18 protein-coding genes are annotated in these 16595 nt (G+C 71.2%); 5 read left to right on the forward strand and 13 right to left on the reverse strand.

Annotated features, from left to right (window positions below; genetic code table 11):
* Positions 1–25 precede the first annotated feature (25 nt).
* Entirely contained in the window at positions 26–727 is a 702-nt protein-coding gene (locus AB0B85_RS00360; RefSeq protein ID WP_357401895.1) for a response regulator transcription factor, read from the forward strand.
* Positions 724–2544, forward strand: coding sequence for a HAMP domain-containing sensor histidine kinase (locus AB0B85_RS00365; RefSeq protein WP_357401897.1), 1821 nt, complete (start codon positions 724–726; stop codon positions 2542–2544). Before AB0B85_RS00360 ends, AB0B85_RS00365 begins: the two co-directional genes overlap by 4 nt.
* A gap of 78 nt (positions 2545–2622) precedes the next feature.
* Here AB0B85_RS00365 and AB0B85_RS00370 read toward each other — a convergent pair whose 3' ends face one another.
* Complete coding sequence (locus AB0B85_RS00370) at positions 2623–3069, reverse strand: ArsI/CadI family heavy metal resistance metalloenzyme (RefSeq protein ID WP_357401899.1); 447 nt, start codon at positions 3067–3069, stop codon at positions 2623–2625.
* A 98-nt stretch (positions 3070–3167) separates the two neighbouring features.
* Between AB0B85_RS00370 and AB0B85_RS00375 the strand changes: the two genes are divergently transcribed.
* Genes AB0B85_RS00375 through AB0B85_RS00385 form a run of 3 tightly spaced genes read left to right on the forward strand, consistent with a single transcriptional unit; the run spans position 3168 to position 4676 of the window.
* Positions 3168–3539 carry a metalloregulator ArsR/SmtB family transcription factor gene (locus AB0B85_RS00375; protein WP_357401901.1) on the forward strand — a complete coding sequence of 124 codons (372 nt, stop codon included), beginning with the start codon at positions 3168–3170 and terminating at the stop codon, positions 3537–3539.
* Positions 3536–4276 carry an aquaporin gene (locus tag AB0B85_RS00380; protein ID WP_357401903.1) on the forward strand — a complete coding sequence of 247 codons (741 nt, stop codon included), beginning with the start codon at positions 3536–3538 and terminating at the stop codon, positions 4274–4276. Before AB0B85_RS00375 ends, AB0B85_RS00380 begins: the two co-directional genes overlap by 4 nt.
* The gene (locus AB0B85_RS00385) at positions 4269–4676 is read left to right on the forward strand and encodes an arsenate reductase ArsC (RefSeq protein WP_357401905.1); all 408 of its coding nucleotides are present in this window, start codon (positions 4269–4271) and stop codon (positions 4674–4676) included. The genes AB0B85_RS00380 and AB0B85_RS00385 overlap by 8 nt, the downstream gene beginning before the upstream one ends.
* Positions 4677–4738: 62 nt before the next feature.
* On the opposite strand, the gene AB0B85_RS00390 is transcribed toward AB0B85_RS00385, so the two are convergent.
* The 12 genes from AB0B85_RS00390 to AB0B85_RS00445 all read right to left on the reverse strand — a co-directional run bounded on the left by AB0B85_RS00390 (position 4739) and on the right by AB0B85_RS00445 (position 16506).
* A complete protein-coding gene (locus AB0B85_RS00390) occupies positions 4739–5173 on the reverse strand; it encodes an HAD-IA family hydrolase (protein ID WP_357401907.1) in 435 nt (144 codons plus the stop codon).
* Positions 5174–5379: 206 nt separating this feature from the next.
* Positions 5380–6288: a hypothetical protein gene (locus AB0B85_RS00395; RefSeq protein ID WP_357401909.1), complete on the reverse strand. Its 909-nt coding sequence runs from the start codon at positions 6286–6288 to the stop codon at positions 5380–5382.
* A gap of 12 nt (positions 6289–6300) precedes the next feature.
* Complete coding sequence (locus AB0B85_RS00400) at positions 6301–7074, reverse strand: SDR family oxidoreductase (protein ID WP_357401911.1); 774 nt, start codon at positions 7072–7074, stop codon at positions 6301–6303.
* 62 nt (positions 7075–7136) lie between these two features.
* Positions 7137–8441 carry an L-fuconate dehydratase gene (locus AB0B85_RS00405; protein ID WP_357401913.1) on the reverse strand — a complete coding sequence of 435 codons (1305 nt, stop codon included), beginning with the start codon at positions 8439–8441 and terminating at the stop codon, positions 7137–7139.
* The gene (locus AB0B85_RS00410) at positions 8441–9280 is read right to left on the reverse strand and encodes a fumarylacetoacetate hydrolase family protein (RefSeq protein WP_357401915.1); all 840 of its coding nucleotides are present in this window, start codon (positions 9278–9280) and stop codon (positions 8441–8443) included. The genes AB0B85_RS00405 and AB0B85_RS00410 overlap by 1 nt, the downstream gene beginning before the upstream one ends.
* A complete protein-coding gene (locus AB0B85_RS00415; protein WP_357401917.1) occupies positions 9277–9852 on the reverse strand; it encodes an amidohydrolase family protein in 576 nt (191 codons plus the stop codon). Before AB0B85_RS00415 ends, AB0B85_RS00410 begins: the two co-directional genes overlap by 4 nt.
* A complete protein-coding gene (locus tag AB0B85_RS00420; protein WP_357401919.1) occupies positions 9849–10826 on the reverse strand; it encodes an aldo/keto reductase in 978 nt (325 codons plus the stop codon). Before AB0B85_RS00420 ends, AB0B85_RS00415 begins: the two co-directional genes overlap by 4 nt.
* The gene (locus AB0B85_RS00425) at positions 10823–12355 is read right to left on the reverse strand and encodes a sugar ABC transporter ATP-binding protein (RefSeq protein WP_357401921.1); all 1533 of its coding nucleotides are present in this window, start codon (positions 12353–12355) and stop codon (positions 10823–10825) included. The genes AB0B85_RS00420 and AB0B85_RS00425 overlap by 4 nt, the downstream gene beginning before the upstream one ends.
* On the reverse strand, positions 12352–13302 hold the full coding sequence (locus AB0B85_RS00430; RefSeq protein WP_357401923.1) for an ABC transporter permease: 951 nt from the start codon (positions 13300–13302) through the stop codon (positions 12352–12354). Before AB0B85_RS00430 ends, AB0B85_RS00425 begins: the two co-directional genes overlap by 4 nt.
* The gene (locus tag AB0B85_RS00435) at positions 13299–14372 is read right to left on the reverse strand and encodes an ABC transporter permease (RefSeq protein ID WP_357401925.1); all 1074 of its coding nucleotides are present in this window, start codon (positions 14370–14372) and stop codon (positions 13299–13301) included. The genes AB0B85_RS00430 and AB0B85_RS00435 overlap by 4 nt, the downstream gene beginning before the upstream one ends.
* Positions 14369–15457, reverse strand: coding sequence for a mandelate racemase/muconate lactonizing enzyme family protein (locus AB0B85_RS00440; protein ID WP_357402395.1), 1089 nt, complete (start codon positions 15455–15457; stop codon positions 14369–14371). The genes AB0B85_RS00435 and AB0B85_RS00440 overlap by 4 nt, the downstream gene beginning before the upstream one ends.
* Positions 15457–16506 carry a sugar ABC transporter substrate-binding protein gene (locus tag AB0B85_RS00445; RefSeq protein ID WP_357401927.1) on the reverse strand — a complete coding sequence of 350 codons (1050 nt, stop codon included), beginning with the start codon at positions 16504–16506 and terminating at the stop codon, positions 15457–15459. Before AB0B85_RS00445 ends, AB0B85_RS00440 begins: the two co-directional genes overlap by 1 nt.
* Between the last annotated feature and the right edge of the window lie 89 nt (positions 16507–16595).

A 16595-nucleotide genomic window follows, 5' to 3' on the forward strand; every position in this document is an offset into this window, starting at 1 on the left:
GCACCGGCGACCTATCATCGCCGGCATGTGTGCGATGGTCCTGGTCGCTGACGACGATCCGCGGCACGCGGAGGGAATCCGCCGCTACCTGGTGGCCGCCGGTCACGAGACGATCGTGGTGCACAACGGACGGGCGGCGCTGGACGCCGCCCGCCGGGACCGGCCCGACCTGCTGATCCTGGACGTGATGATGCCGGAACTGGACGGCTTGCAGGTGTGCCGCACGCTGCGGCAGGAGTCGGACGTCCTGGTGCTCATGCTCACCGCGCGCAGCACCGAGAGTGACCTGCTGCTCGGCCTGGAACTCGGCGCCGACGACTACCTGACCAAACCATTCAGCCCTCGGGAGCTGGTGGCCCGCACCCGCACCCTGCTGCGCCGCGCGTCCCGGGGCGCGTCCGAGCGCCCCGCCCGGGGCATCCGGCGGGCCGGTCGGCTCAGCGTCGATCCGGTCGGGCACCACGTGACCGTCGACGGCGAGCGGATCGAGTGCACCCGTGGCGAGTTCGCCATCCTGGCCGCCATGTCCGAGCAGCCGGACCGGGTCTTCACCAGGGCGCAACTGCTGCACCACACCCGTGGCATCGACCGCAGCTCGACCGAACGCACAATCGACGTCCACGTGCTGAACCTGCGCCGCAAGATAGAGGACGACCCGAAACGTCCCCAGCAGTTGCTCACCGTGCACGGTGTGGGTTACAAGCTCACTGCGGGCCCGACGCCGTGAGCAGGGACCGGGTGCCGCTGCGGCACAGCCTGGTGACCCGGCTGCTCGTCGCCTCCGTGGTGATCGCGCTGGCCGCGATCTCGGCTACCGCCTGGCTGGCGGCGACGACCACCACCCGCGCGATCAACTACGAGCAGGGCGGCGCTGTCGCCGACGAAAGGGCCGTCTACCAGGCGCTTGTCGGGTACGCGGCCACCCACCACGACTGGTCCGGGGCCGCCGACCTGGTGCACGCGCGCGCCGCGGAGCTGGGCCGGCGCATCACGCTGACCACCGACGACCACAAGATCATCCTCGACTCGCAGGCCGGGTCGGCGCTGCGGACCATCCGGCCTTCGGCAGTGGTCGATCCACTCCAGGTCGACCTGGGCCTGACCGGCGGCACCGAGCACATCGACGAGCGGGCCGTCGGACCGTACGTCGTGCCGGCCGAAGACCGGTACGTGCTCAGCGAGGTGGCCAAGAACACCCTGACCTGCTTCAACAAGATGGGTTACGACGGCGTCATCGAGACCGCGAAGACCGGCCGCCCGAGCGTCGTCCTCACCACCGTGCGCGCCGAGGCCGAGCGGCCACTGACCCGGTCCGTCACCGAGGGCTGTGGGTTCGAGCTCGACAGCCTGGTCAGTCCCGCCGAGAGGAAGGCGCTCCAGACGCTCACCACCCTGACCGCCCGCTGTCTCAGCCTCGGCGACCGCGCCAACCAGTTGCGCATCACGCCGACCTTCGCCGCATATCTCGGCGATTCAGCGGTCGTCCGGACCGCGCACGAGGACATCGAGGTGAAGCCGCCGTCGTTGCTCAAGCCGGCCGGGCCGGCCGGCGTCGTGCAGGGCTGCATCGAATCCGGGCGCCGAACCCAACTCCGGCCGTACGTGGCGCCCCGCGCACTGCTGTTCGTCACGGCACCCGGCACCGGCCGCACCACGCTGAGCCTGTCCGACGGCAGCATCGGACGGATCGTGGCGGTCACCGGCGCAATCCTGCTCGCCACCGTCGCGGCGACCGTCCTGGTCGGGCGGCGCCTGGTGCGACCGCTGCGCGACCTCGCCGTCGCGGCCGACCTGCGCACGCCCGCCCCGGTGTCCGGTCGCGACGAGATCGGCCGGTTGGCGCGCGCCCTGAACGACTCCGCGCAACGCCGGGAACGGGCCGAGGCACAACGCCGAACCATGGTCAACGATGTGGCGCACGAGCTGCGTACCCCACTGAGCAACATCCGTACCTGGTTGGAGGCGGCCCAGGACGACCTGGCCCCGACCGACGCCCAACTGCTGGCGCTGCTGCACGAGGAGGCGCTGCTGCTGCAGCACATCATCGACGATCTCGGCGACCTCGCGGCCGCCGACGCGGGCACGCTGCGGATCAACCCGGAGCCGACCCACCTGCGGGACGTGCTCACGCACGTGGTCGACAGCCACCGGGGCGGCGCGCTCGCGGCCGGGGTGCGCCTGGAACTCACCGTCGTGGGCGATCCGGTGGTGCACGCCGATCAGGTACGCCTGCGACAGGTGGTCGGCAACCTGATCTCGAACGCCATCCAGCACACCCCGCCCGGCGGTTCGGTGACTGTCGGCGCGAACGGCACTACCATTTCCGTACGGGACACCGGCAGCGGCATCGCTGCGGCCGACCTACCGCGGATCTTCGACCGGTTCTGGCGGGCCGACGAGTCGCGCAGTCGGGTGACCGGCGGCAGCGGGCTCGGCCTGGCGATCGCCCGCCACCTGACCGAGGCGCACGGCGGCACGATCGAGGTGGCGAGCGAGCCGGGTCGGGGCACGCTCTGCACCATCCGACTACCGGATCCGGCGTGACCCGGCGCCCGTAGGAGCAACGGCGCGTTCATCGCCCACGCGGCGGGGCCTGACGCGAAGAAGTCCTACCTGCGCCGCTCAGCAGCAGCGCGGGGCGGCTTCACCGCCGGCCGACTCGCCACAGCGGCACTCCTCGGCACCCGCCTTGGCGAGGGTGTCGGCATCGGCCTTGACGGTGTAGACCTCCCAGGGCTCGTTGCCGGGGCCGTGCACCCACACCTTGTCCTGGAGGGCGTAGCAGCATTCGGTGTCGTTCTCCTCGAGCGTGATGAGCCCGGAATCGGTGAGACGCCTGGTGGCCGCGTTGACGTCGGCGGTGGAGGGCACCTCCACCCCCAGGTGGTCCATGACCGTGGGCTGGTCGGCCTCACCTTCGATGAGTACGAGCTTCAGGGGCGGGTTCTCCACTGCGAAGTTGGCGTAGCCCGGGCGGCGCTTGGCCGGCTCGACGCCGAACAGGTTCGAGTAGAAGACGATCGATCCTTCGAGGTCGGAGACGCGAAGGGCGAGTTGGACACGGGACATGGAATGCCTCCTGCTGGTGGACACCGCACTGCTGTCTAGATGAACTTCGAATCAACCCCACTGTTGCACCCTGTTTTGACGTCTGTCAAGGTAGAGAAATGTCGAAGCAGACAATGCTGGTAGTGGACCTCCAAGCGGTCGCCTGCTGCCCCCCGTTGGCGGTCCGCCCCCTTGAGGCCGAGCAGGCGGCGGTGGTCGCGCCGATGTTCAAGGCCCTGGGCGACCCGGTCCGGCTGCGGCTGATGTCGATGATCGCCTCGGTGCCGGAGATGTGCGTGTGCGACCTGACCCCGGCGTTCGACCTGTCCGGGCCGACCATCTCCCACCATCTCAAGGTGCTGCGGGAAGCCGGCCTGGTCGACTCCGAGCGTCGCGGCACCTGGGTCTGGTACCGGGTCAGGCCCGAGGCGTTCCGTCAGCTCGGCGCGCTCCTCGACCTGCCCGTCACGACCGCTGCTGTCGACGGGTGAGGCTCACCCTCGCCCGGCGTGCCTCGGCCGAGTTCGCCGGCACGGCACTGCTGGTCACCGCCGTGGTCGGCTCCGGCATCGCCGCAGCGCGGATGTCGCCCGGCGACGTCGGGCTTCAGCTCCTGGAGAACGCGATCGCCACCGCCTTCGCCCTGGGCGCGCTGATCCTGATGCTCGGGCCGGTCTCCGGCGCACACCTCAACCCCGTGGTGTCCGCCGTCGACTGGTGGCTCGGCCGACGTACCGGAACGGGTTTGGCCGGCCCGGACCTCGCCGCCTACGCCGCCGCACAGGCCACCGGCGCGATCTGCGGTGCCATCCTGGCGAACCTCATGTTCGACCTGCCGGCCGTCGCCTGGTCGGAGACCGACCACACGGGCGCGAACCTGTGGTTGGCCGAGGTCGTCGCCACCGCCGGCCTCGTCGTACTGGTCTTCGCCCTCGCCCGCACCGGACGCACCTCGGTCGCACCCGCTGCCGTGGGCGCCTACATCGGCGCGGCGTACTGGTTCACCTCGTCCACCTCGTTCGCCAACCCCGCCGTCACCATCGGCCGGACCGTCAGCGACACCTTCGCCGGCATCGCCCCCACCTCGGTGCCCGGCTTCGTGATCGCCCAGCTCGTCGGCGGGCTGCTCGCCGTCGCCGCGCTGGCCGCCTGGTATCCCGGTGCCGGGCGCGCTGCCGACGCCGTGCTCATGCCCCGACTACCGCAGGAGACCACCCGCGATGCGTGACAAGCCCTCCGTCCTGTTCGTCTGCGTCCACAACGCCGGCCGCTCGCAGATGGCCGCCGGCTGGCTACGCCACCTCGCCGGTGACACAGTCGAGGTCCGCTCCGCCGGCAGCGAACCCGCCGACCACCTCAACCCCATCGCCGTCGCGGCCATGCGCGAGGTCGGCGTCGACATCACCGACCAGACTCCGGTCCGTCTCACCTGGGACGCCGCGGAAGCCAGCGACGTCATCGTCACCATGGGCTGCGGCGACACCTGCCCCGTCTTTCCGGGCAAGCGCTACGAGGACTGGCAACTCACCGACCCGGCCGGACAACCCATCGACGTCGTCCGGCAGGTCCGCGACGACATCCGGGCCCGGGTCGGCGCCCTCCTGGCCGAGCTGGAACGGGAGCGATGACCTGCGCCGACCTCGTGGCCAGCGGCCGGGGGTCCGGGTTCAGGTCGCTGGTGGCCGAGGGTTCATGCCGACGTGTGCGCGCCGGACGGCTCCCTGACCGTGAAGGGTGCTTGGAGTAGGGCGGGCAGGTCGCCCAGGGTGGCGAAAGCCGGTCCGCCCCAACGCGGGTCGGTGTCGTTGTGCTCCGTGGTCCGGTAGACGGTCATAGCGACCGCCGCCGCGCCGGCCAGCTCAGCGTCCGCGCCGTCCCCGACGAAGACGCACTCCGCCGGACTGACACCCAGGCGCTCGGCGGCAAGGCGATAGATCGCCGGGTCGGGCTTGGCCAGCCCGACTTCGCAGGAGAAGACCGTGACGTCGAACCGTTGGGCGAGCGGGCCCTGCGACCATGCTTCGGCAGTGTCCGAGGTGGCGTTACTGATGAGGGCCAGCGGATGCCCGTCGCCGCGCAACGCGTCCAGCACGTCCAGGGTGGCGGTCGGGACGCTGCCCAGCACCCGGCGCGCAAGGGCTCGCCGATGCTCACCGGCCCGGGCCCAGCTCGGCCCCGGTCACGCGGAGGAATTCCAACGCTCGGGCGGAAACCGGACGCGTCGGGACATGTGGACGATGATCAGGTGATGAAAAGTAGGTCGCAGGACTCTTCCTGACCTACTTTCCATCACTTGATCATGACAAGCGGCGGTGAGGGGCAGCCTCGGCCCTAGCGGCCGGTGTTGCCCCGGCGGCCCGGGCCGGTGGCGGAGGGCCGGTGACCGATGCGGGGGGCCCGCACCGCTGAGGCGGTGCCGGAGCCCGGCCGGAAGTCCCGGGCGGCAGCGGCCACCATCTCGTCGGGGTCGCTCGTGAGCTTCTGCCGAATGTGCTGCGGGACGACCTCGGAGGTCGCCATCGCCAGTCGGACCTGCACCGAGCGGTCGTCGACAAGGCGGTCCAGGTCCGCCTCGTCCAGCTCAAGCGAACGGACCAGCGCGGCGCGGACGTCGACCACCGGGTCCGCGGCGAGTGCGCTGCGCTGTGCGGCGGTGGTCCGCGGGTTGCGGGCGACCCCCTTGCGTACGCGGGCGGTGCGATCGGCCAGCAGGGTGGTGATCACGTCGGGGTGGTGGGTGTGGGTGGCGAGTCGTTCCCGTACCTCGGGTGAGACGTCCCCGGTCAGCTTGGCGGCCAACTCCGGCTCCAGGTCCCGCCGCTCGGCGAGCAGGCCGCGCAGCTCCTTGTCCGATGCCTCGGACATGGCCCGGCGGATCGACTCGTCGCAGGACGGGTTGCTGGCGACCGCCCAGCGGATCCAGCGGTCGGCGTCCTTGACCAGGCGCATCAGGTTGGCGATCGAGGTGGCGGGGTTTCTCGCCACCGCCTCCCGGACCTGACGATCCTGGTCCCTGGTCAGCGGCCGCAGGGCCTGCGCGGGTGCGTCGGGCCGACCGGCGACGGTCTTGCGGACCACTGCCGACGGGTCGGAGGCCAGGTCGATCAGTGTCATCTGTGGCGTGCTGGGGTCCTGAGCGAGCGCCAGCCGAGCGTCAGCGTCGCCACCGATCGGACGGTGGGCGGTGGTGCCGGTGTCGCCGTGTTGGTCGGCTGCGCCGACGTCCTGCTGTTTCCCCATCGCGCAATCATGTCACGCGCCCGATTTGCCCTTGGCGGGCGCGGGTAGCCGCAGGCCGGACATACCGCCGTCCACCGCCAGCGAGGTGCCGGTCACCGACCCGGTCGCGGGCGACGCGAGGTAGACGACGGCGGCGGCCACCTCGTCGGCGGTCACCAGGCGCCCGGTCGGCTGGCGGGCGGCGAGCTGCCGCTTCTCCGCCGTCGGGTCGGCCGCCCCGGCGAGCAGCCGGGCCACCCACGGGGTGTCGACGGTGCCCGGGGCGACACAGTTGACCCGGACCCCCTCGGTCACCAGGTCGGCGGCCATGGCGAGGGTGAGGGCGTGCACGGCGCCCTTCGACGCCGAGTACAGGGCGCGGCGGGGCAGTCCGACCGTCGCCGCGATCGAGGAGATGTTGACGATCGCGGCGGACGACGACCGGCGCAGGTACGGCAGGGCGACGGCGCTGGTGCGGGCGACGCCGGAGACGTTGACGTCGAGCACCCTGCTCCACTGCTCGTCGTCGTCCTCCTCCACGGTGCCGACCGCTGAGACAGCGGCGTTGTTCACCAGGATGTCGACGCCGCCGAACGCCTCGGCGACCGAGGCGACGGCAGCGGCCAGCGACGACCGGTCGGCCACGTCGGCCCGGACACCGTGGACGCGGGGGTCCTCGGGCAGGCCCGAGACGTCCAGGTCCAGCACGCCCACCCGGGCGCCGGCGTCCAGGAACGCCCGCACGCAGGCGGCTCCGATTCCCGAGGCACCGCCGGTCACCACTGCTACGAGGCCGTCACACCGCATGCTTCTCTCCCATTCCGAGTAGGTGACGCACCGCCGTCAGGACGGCCGTGCGGTCGAGCCCGTCAGACCCAGGCCGGTCCGTCGGGGTACGCGTACGTGGCGAGGCTCTCCGGGCGCATCGTGGCGGAGAAGCCGGGGGCGGTGGGCACGACGTAGTGCCCGTTCTTGATCACCACCGGGTCGACGAAGTGCTCGTGCAGGTGGTCGACGTACTCGACGACCCGGTCACGGGTCGAGCCGGACACAGCCACGAAGTCGAACATCGACAGGTGCTGCACCAGCTCGCAGAGGCCCACTCCCCCGGCGTGCGGGCACACCGGTACGCCGTACTTCGCGGCCAGCAGGAGGATCGCGACGTTCTCGTTCACGCCGCCCACCCGACACGCGTCGATCTGCACGACGTCCACGGCTCCGGCCTGCAACAACTGCTTGAACACCACCCGGTTCGCCACGTGTTCGCCGGTGGCGACCCGGATCGGCCCGCCGTCCGGCGCGCTCGTCGACAGTGCGGAACGGATCGCCGCGTGCGCGAGCACGTCGTCGGGGCTGGTCGGCTCCTCGATCCACCACGGGTCGTACGGCGCGAGTTCCCGCATCCGGGCGACCGCCTCGGCGACGTCCCAGCGTTGGTTGGCGTCGACGGCGATCCGGATGTCCGGGCCGACCGCCGAGCGGGCGATCCTCAGGCGGCGTACGTCGTCGGCGGCGTCCGCGCCCACCTTCAGCTTGATCTGGGTGAACCCGTCGGCCACCGCCTGCTTGGCCAGCCGGATCACCTTGTCGTCCGGGTAGCCGAGCCAGCCGGGCGACGTGGTGTACGCGGGGTAGCCCCGCTCGGCGAGCACGGCGGCCCGTTCGGCCCGACCCGGCTGGGCGGCGCGCAGGATCTCCAACGCCTCGTCGGGGGCGAGGGCGTCGGTGAGGTAGCGCCAGTCGACCAGGTCGACGATCTGCTCGGGGGTCAGGTCGGCGAGGTAGCGCCAGACCGGTTTGCCGGCCCGCTTGGCGACCAGGTCCCACATCGCATTGATCACCGCTGCGGCGGCCAGGTGCATCACACCCTTCTCCGGGCCGAGCCAGCGCAGCTGGGAGTCCTGGGTGAGCGAGCGCGCGAACGCGCCGAGGTCGACGGTGTCCGGGTCGATGCCGACCACGTACGGCACCAGCGCCTCGATCGCCGCCCGGCAGACGTCGTTGCCCCGCCCGATGGTGAAGGTGAACCCGTGCCCGTCCGGGCCGTCGTCGGTGCGCAGCACGAGGTACGCGGCCGAGTAGTCCGGGTCGGGGTTCATCGCGTCGGATCCGTCGAGGTCACGGGAGGTCGGGAACCGGATGTCGTACGTGTCGACGGAGGTGATCACCGCCATCAGGCGCTGCCGAGGGTGCTGCGCTGCCGGCCGAGGCCGTCGATCTCGACCTCCATCACGTCGCCCGCGGCCAGGTACGGGAACCGGCCGGAGAGCGCCACCCCCTGTGGCGTGCCGGTGTTGATGACGTCGCCCGGGTCCAGCACCGTGTACTGGGACAGGTGCCAGACCAGGTACGCCACATCGAAGACCATGTCCTTGGTGCTGCTGTCCTGTCGGGGCTCGCCGTTGACCCAGGAGCGCAGCCGCAACGCCTGCGGGTCGTCGATCTCGTCGGGGGTGACCAGCCACGGACCGAGCGGTTGGAACGTCTCGCAGGACTTGCCCTTCGACCACTGGCCGCCGGAGACGGCGAGTTGGAAGTCGCGCTCGGAGACGTCGTTGGAGAGGGTGTAACCGGCGACGTGCGCGAGGGCGTCGGCCGGGGAGGCGAGGTAGCGGGCCCGACTGCCGATCACCACCGCCAACTCCACCTCCCAGTCGGTCTTCGTGGAGCCGCGCGGGATCAGCACGTCGTCGTACGGGCCGACGACGGTGTTGGGCGCCTTGTAGAAGATGATCGGCGCGGTCGGTGGCTCGGCGCCCGACTCGGCGGCGTGCGCGGCGTAGTTCTGCCCGACGCAGAGCACCACCCCGGGGCGGGCGATCGGCGCGCCGACCCGCTGGCCGGTGATGTCGATCTCGGGCAGGTCGGTGGCCTCGCGGACCCGTTGGACACCGTCCCCGGCGAGGAAGTCCCCGTCGATGTCGGCGGTGAGCGACGAGAGGTCGACGTGCCTTCCGTCGGTGAACAGCACGGGGCGTTCCCGCCCCACGGGCCCGACGCGCATGAACTTCACGAACCAACCTCCAGTGCATAGGTACGAATCGCGGTGTCCGCCAGTACGGCGGTCCGCTCGTCCGGCGACAGCTCACCCAGGCAGGCGTGCAGCGCCGTCCACGCCTCGTCGTACGTGGCGACGAGCTCGCAGACGGGCCAGTCGGAGCCGGCCATCAGCCGTTGTGGGCCGAACAGGTCCAGCGCGGTGTCGACGTACGGCCTGATGTCGGCCACCCGCCACCCGGCGCCGGCCTCGGTGAGCAGTCCGGACAGTTTCGCGACGACGTTGTCGCAGGCCGCCAGGTCGCGCACGGCGGCACGCCACCCGGCGAGGTCGTCCGCCTCGATCCGCGGTTTGCCCAGGTGGTCGAGGACGAATGTGGTGCCCGGGGTGGCGTGGGCCAGGAACCCGGCGGTCTCCTCGGCGTCGCAACGGCCCGCCTCGACCAGCACGGTCGCCGTCACGTTCGACTCGTCCAGCCGGGGTACGAGGTCGGCGACTGTGTAGTCGCGGCGGATCGACTCCAGGCCCGGCTCGGTGAGCCACTGGTAGTCGGCGGTCCACAGGTGGTGGTGCGCGTCGATGATCACGGCGTGGGCACCTCCCTCGGCAGCAGACCCTCGGCCTTCAGGTCCGCCCACAACGCGCCGGGCACCTCCCACTCGACCATCGCCACGTTGTCGGCGACCTGCTCCGGGTTCCGGGCACCGACCACCACGCTGGCGACCGCCGGGTGGCCGAACGGGAACTGGATCGCCGCCGCCCGCAGCGGCACGCCGTGCCGCTCGCACACCGACCGGATCGCGGTGGCCCGGTCGAGCAACGCCTGGTCGGCCGGGGCGTAGTCGTAGGGTGCGCCCGGCCTCGGGTCGGCCAGCAGCCCCGAGTTGTAGACACCGGCGGCGAGGACCGAGATGCCCCTCTCCTGGCACAGCGGCAGCAGCTCGTCGAGGCCGGACTGGTCCAGCAGCGTGTACCGGCCGGCGAGCATGAAGCAGTCGAAGTCCCCGGCCCGGGCCAGCTCGACGAGCGCCGGGGCCTGGTTCATCCCCGCGCCGACCGCGCCGATCTCGCCGGCCTCCCGCAGCCGCGCGAGCACCGGGTACGCCTCGGTGATCGCCTCGGCGAGGTGGTCGTCCGGGTCGTGGAGGTGCGCGATGTCGATCCGGTCCAGCCCCAACCGGGCCAGGCTCTCGGTGAGCGAGCGGCGCACCCCGGCGGCGGAGAAGTCGAACCGTGGGGTCAGGTCGGTCGGCTCGGCCCAGAACTCCTGCCCGTCGTCACCACCGGGGACGAGCAACCGACCGACCTTGGTGGAGAGGGTGAACGCGTCGCGTGGCTTCTCGGCGAGGACCGCCCCTGCCCGCCGTTCGGAGAGCCCGCAGCCGTAGAGCGGGGCGGTGTCGAAAGAGCGCAGCCCGAGGTCCCAGGCCGCCGCGACCGTCGCGTGGGCGACGTCGTCACCGACGGCGTCGAACATCCCACCGATCGGGGCGAGGCCGAGCCCGAGCCGGGTCACCACCACGTCGGTACGCCCCACCGTCACCCGTTCGGTGGCCCTCACGCGACCACCCCCTGTCCGTCGTGGATGAACCTGATCACCGACTGGCTCATCCGGTCGTAGTCGTGATCGTTGTCCAGTTCCCCGACAATGGCGAACTCCCGCATCACAGCGATCCGGTCGGCGAGGGTGACCATCTCCGGCAGGTCCGACGAGATCAGCAGGATGGCCATGCCCCGCGCGGCGAGGCCGGCGATCAACTCGTGGAAGGCCGCCTTGGTGCGGACGTCGATGCCGACTGTGGGTTCGTCGATGATGAGCACGTCGCATTCGGCAGCCAACCACTTGGCCAGGCTGACCTTCTGCTGGTTGCCGCCGGAGAGCTGACCGGCGAGCTGACCGGGCGAGGCGAGTCGGATGCCGAGCCGGTCGGCGTACTCGTCGACAAGCGCCCGCTCACCCCGGTCCCGGACCAGCCCGAGCCGGGCCAGTCGGCGCCACACCGTGACGGCCGTGTTGCGGGCGACGGTCTGGTCGAGGAAGAGGCCCTCCTCCTTGCGGTTCTCGGTGACGTAGCCGATCCGGTGCCGGTGCAGGGCGTCGCCCACGTCCCGGATCCGCGCCGGCCGTCCGTGCACCCGCACCTCGCCGGCGGTGATCCGATCGAGGCCGAGCAGCGCCTTGGCCAGCTCGCTGCGGCCCGCGCCGACAAGCCCGTACAGGCCGAGGATCTCACCGGGGCGGACGGCGAGTGTGACGTCGTGGTGGCCGGCGGTGGTGGCGACGTGGTCGAGCGCCAGCGCCGGTTCGGCGTCCGCGTCGACTGTGCGGTCGGGAAGGTGCACCTGCTGGTACGCCCGGCCGACCATCAGGTCGACGATCTGCTCGCGGGTGTGGTCGGCGAGGGGCTCGGCCTCGGCGACGCTGCGCCCGTCGCGCAGCACCGTCACCGTGTCGGCGACGGCGAAGACCTCCTCCAGTTTGTGGCTGACCAGCACCGTCGCGTGACCCCGCTCGGACAGCCGACGCACGATCCCGTAGAGGCGGTCGGCCTCGTCGTTGGTCAGCGACGCGGTCGGCTCGTCGAGCAGCAGCACCGTCGAGTCGGCCGACAACGCCTTGGCGATCTCCACCAACTGCATCTGGGCCACCGACAGCCGGGACACCGGCAGGTCGGGGTCCAGGTCCAGGTCCAGCAGGTCCAGGCACCTACGTGCCTCGACGCGCAGCGCCTCCCGGTCGAGCAGACCGGCGCGGCGGGGCAGGTGTTGCAGGCAGATGTTCTCCGCGACGCTGAACGCGGGGATCAGGTTCCGCTCCTGGTGCACCACGCCGATGCCGGCCCGCTGCGCGTCCTGCGGATTGCCGAGCTGCACCGTACGCAGGTCCCCGTCCGGCCCGGGCAGCCGCAGTCGCCCGCCGTCCGGCCGGTACACCCCGGTCAGGATCTTGATCAGGGTGCTCTTGCCGGCACCGTTCTCGCCGAGCAGCGCGTGCACGCTGCCGGCGGTCACCGCCAGCGTCGCCTCATCCAGGGCACGCACCCCGGGGAACGTCTTGACCAGGTTCTCGGCGGACAACACGACGCTCATCGCCGACCTCCGGAGAGCTTGTCGCGGAACTGTCCGAGCAGCACCGCGCCGAGGACGACAGCGCCGATGATGAGGTCCACCCACCGCCTGTTGATGTCGAACTGCGACTGGCTGACGTCGACCAGGCGGACCAGGAAGGCCGCCAGGACCGTGCCGGTCACACTGATCATCCCGCCGGCCAGGGCCACCCCGCCGATGATCGGCGCGGCGAAGCTGGGCAGCAGCAGGTCGTCGCCGATGGAGGCGTTCACCGAGCCGAAGGCGGCCACCACGATCACCGCGGCGAACCCGGCCAGCAGCCCGGACAGGGTGTGGGCCAGCACCAGCGCGCGGTCGTTGGAGATGCCCGACAGCCGGGCCGCGAACGGGTTGCCGCCGGAGGCGAGCAGGTGCCGCCCGGGCACGGTACGCCGGAAGAAGAGCGCGACCGCGACGGCGACGACGACTGCCAGCAGGAACACCACTGGCACCCCGGCCACCGATGCCTGCCCGAACTCCCGCAGCCCGGGCGAGTAGCCCTGGTAGGTGCCGGTGCCGTTCACCCCGTACCGCAGGCCCTCCAGGATCGTCATGGTGGCGAGGGTGACGATGAACCCGTTGATCCGGGTGAAGATCACCAACAGGCCGTTGACCAGCCCGACGGCCGCACCGAGGGCCAACGCGGCGAGCACCGCGACCGGGGCGGGCAGGCCCGCGTCGATCATCAGCCAGCCGGAGGCCATCGCGCAGAACCCGGTGAGTACGCCCACCGAGAGGTTCATCTGGCCGACGGCGAGCACCACCAGCTGGGCCAGGCCGATCACGATCGGCAGGGCGAGGAAGCGCAGGAACGCGTCCAGGGTGCCGGCGGTGAGCAGGTTGAAGTCGGTGGCTACCGCGAGCGCGGCGAACCCGACGGCGGCGATCACCGCGAGGGTGAACTCGTTGGTCCGGACCAGGCTCCTCATGAGCTCGACACCGCCCTTCGCTCGGCGATCACCGCTCGGAGCCGGTCCAGCGACAGCGCCGCGAGCAGGACCAGTCCGATGTAGAGCTTCAGCTCCTCCAGGGAGAACTGGAGCAGGTTGAGGCCCTTGTAGATGACCTGGGTGAGGGTCGCGCCGAGCGCGGTGCCGAGGACGCTCACCGCGCCACCGGCGAGCAGCGTGCCACCGAGCACCGGTGCCAGGAACGACGGCAGCAGGAACGACTCCCCGATGTTCGCGGAGAACGCACCGTTGTTGGCGGCGAGCAGGAAGCCGGCCAGCGCGGCGAGCAGCCCGCTCAACGCGTGGGCGGCGACGACCCGACGGTGCGTGGGAATGCCCGACAACTCGGCGGCGACGGTGTTGGAGCCGGTCATCAGGATCTCCCGGCCCAGCCGGGCGCGCCGGAACAGCAACCCGACGCCGAGCGCCGCCACCACCGCGATCGGCACGACAAGGGGGATCCGAGGGCCGCAGACCTCGCCCATGCAGTAGTCGGCGAAGGTGTCGAAGCGCAGGGCGGACAGCCCGCTCGGCTGCACAGCGAACGACACCCCGCCGGTCGCCCAGGTGTAGAGGATGGTGACCAGACCCAGCAGCCCGAAGTCGAGCGCGAGGGTCACCACGAACGAGTTGACACCGGTCTTGGCGATCAGCAGGCCGGCGAGCGCGCCGATGCCCGCACCGACGACGAGGCCCACGAGCAGCCCGACCAGCAGGGGTACGCCGAGCCGGTCGTACGCCAGGCCCATCGCGAAGGTGGACAGCGCGGCCATCCGACCGACCGCCATGTTCATGTGCCCGAGCGACAGCACCGCGAGCTGGGCGAGGCCGACCACCGCGTACACGCTGATGTCGGCCTGCAGCGGCGCCAGGGTGAGCTTGGGGTTGAGGAACGCGGGGGTGAGCGACGAGAAGAGGACGACAAGCACGGCGATGACGATGACCAGACCGAGCCGGGGGTTCGCCCAGACCGGCAGGGCCCGGGTCGGCGGCCTGGGTTCGGCGGCCGGAGGGGCCGACGGGGCCTCCGGCGCGGTTTGCGTCTTCACGCCACCCTCCTGTCCTCGATCGCGTCGCGGTCCCAGTCGATGCCGAGGCCCGGCTCGCCGGGGGCGAGCGCGTGGCCGTCGACGATCGCGATCTCGGTCCGGGTGATCGCGCGCAGTTGCGGGATGTGCTCGACATAGCGGCTGTTCGGGACCGCCGCGCAGAGGCTCACGTGCAGCTCCATCAGGAAGTGCGGGCAGACCACCACGTTGCAGGCCTCGGCCAGGTGCGCGACCTTGAGCCACGGGGTGATGCCACCGATCCGTGCGACGTCGACCTGGACGATGCCGGCGGCCTGGCGACGCAGGTACTCGGCGAACTGGCCGATCGAGTACATCGACTCGCCCACCGCGACCGGGATGCTTGTCGCGCGGGCGAGCAGCTCGTGCCCGGCGACGTCGTCGGCCGGCAACGGCTCCTCGAACCAGGCGAGCCGGTGCGGTTCGAGCAGCCGGGCTCGGCTGATCGCTTCGGCGGCGGTCAGTGACTGGTTGGCGTCGACCATCACGTCGAAGCCGTCGCCGAGGGCCGCCCGGACCGCGCCGATGCGGGCGGCGTCCTCGGCCGGGTCGGGCTTGCCGACCTTGAGCTTGACGCCGGGCCAGCCGGCCGCCTGGGACGCCTTCGCGCCGGCGACCAGCTCGTCCTCGGTGAGGTGCAGCCAGCCACCCTCCGTGTCGTACAGCGGGATCCGCTCCTTGGCGCCGCCGGCCAGCACCCACAGGGGCAGGCCGGCGGCGCGGGCGCGCAGATCCCACAGCGCGGTGTCGACGGCTGCCAGCGCCAACGAGGTGATGGCGCCGACGGCGGTGGCCCGGGTGGCGGCGTGCAGGTCACGCCAGATCGCCTCCACCCGGGTCGCGTCCCGGCCGACCAGGTGTGGCAACAGGTAGTCGCGCAGCAGCGCGAGCACCGCGGTGCCGCCGGTCCCGATCGTGTACGAGTAACCGGTGCCGTGCCCGCCGTCGGCGGTGCGCAGCTCGACGAAGACCGTCTCCTGCTTGAGGAAAGCCTGCACCGCGTCGGTGCGGACGGTCTCGACGGGTATGTCGACGAGGTACGCCTCGGCTGTGGTGATCGTCGACATCAGTTGCACGTGAGGAGGTTGCCGTCGAACTTCTTCTTCAGCTCCTCGGTGGTCGCGGTGCGGTCGCTCTCGTAGCCGTCCAGGTTGTCCTTGGTCACCACGAACGAGCCGGAGTCGATGGTCACCCCGGGCTCGGAGATGGTGCAGCCGCCGCTGAGCTTCATCAGCGCGTACGAGCCGACGCGGGCCTGACCGACCGGGTTCTGCAGGACGGTGGCGGCGACCGACCCGCCACGGATCCCGTCGATGACGATCGGGTCGTCGTCGATGGCGACGACCTTGATGGGGAGCTTCGACTGGCGGACCCCCTCGGCGGAGGCGACCGCCGGGTTGTAGGCGGTGTTCACGATGGCCTGGATCTGTCGACCCTTGGCGGCGAGCAGGTCGGCAACCGCCTTCTGGGCGCTCTGCAGGTCCTTGTCGATGTCGGTGACGCTCTGCACGAGCACCACCTTGCCGCCGGTCTCGCCGACCGCCTTCTCCACGCCCTTGATCCGGCGCTGGGTGTTGGAGTCCACCTTGTTGCCGGTCAGGTGCACCAGGTTGCCCTGGCCGCCCATCGCGTCGATGGCGGCCTTGGCGCCCTTGTACGCGGCGACCTCGACGTCGGTGGAGAGGCAGAAGTCGGCCTTGTTGGCCCCGGCGGGGCAGGAGGCCAGCGAGGCGACCGGGAAGCCCTGCCGCTTGAGGTCCTCGAAGGTCGAGTTGATGTTGTCCGGCGAGACGCCGAAGACCCCGAAGGCGTTGTAGCCCTGCGCGGCCAGGGACTTGAGCACGTCGTTCTGCTTGGTCTGGTCCCAGCCGGCCGTCTCGTTGAAGGTAACGTCGCCGAGCGCGAGCTCCGACTTGGCGGTGGCCCCGGCGTCCTTCCAGGGCTGGAAGTACGGGTGTGAGCCGCCGGGGACGAGCGCGACCTTGACCTGCCCTGGCTCCCGACCCCCGGCTTCGGTGTCGGTGGTGTCGCTCTTCTTCGTGCAGGCCACAGTGGTGCTGGCGAGAGCCAGAACGGTGAGGCCGGAGCCGATCCGGGACAACATCGTGCGCGACATGTTCGTCTCCTCGCGGGTGGTGGGGTGAGACGGCGGCGGGCGAGCCTATTTCCTATAGGATGTTGCTTTGCTAGTGTGTACTCGCTCAC

The organism is Micromonospora sp. NPDC049044 (assembly GCF_040649215.1).
GTDB lineage: Bacteria > Actinomycetota > Actinomycetes > Mycobacteriales > Micromonosporaceae > Micromonospora.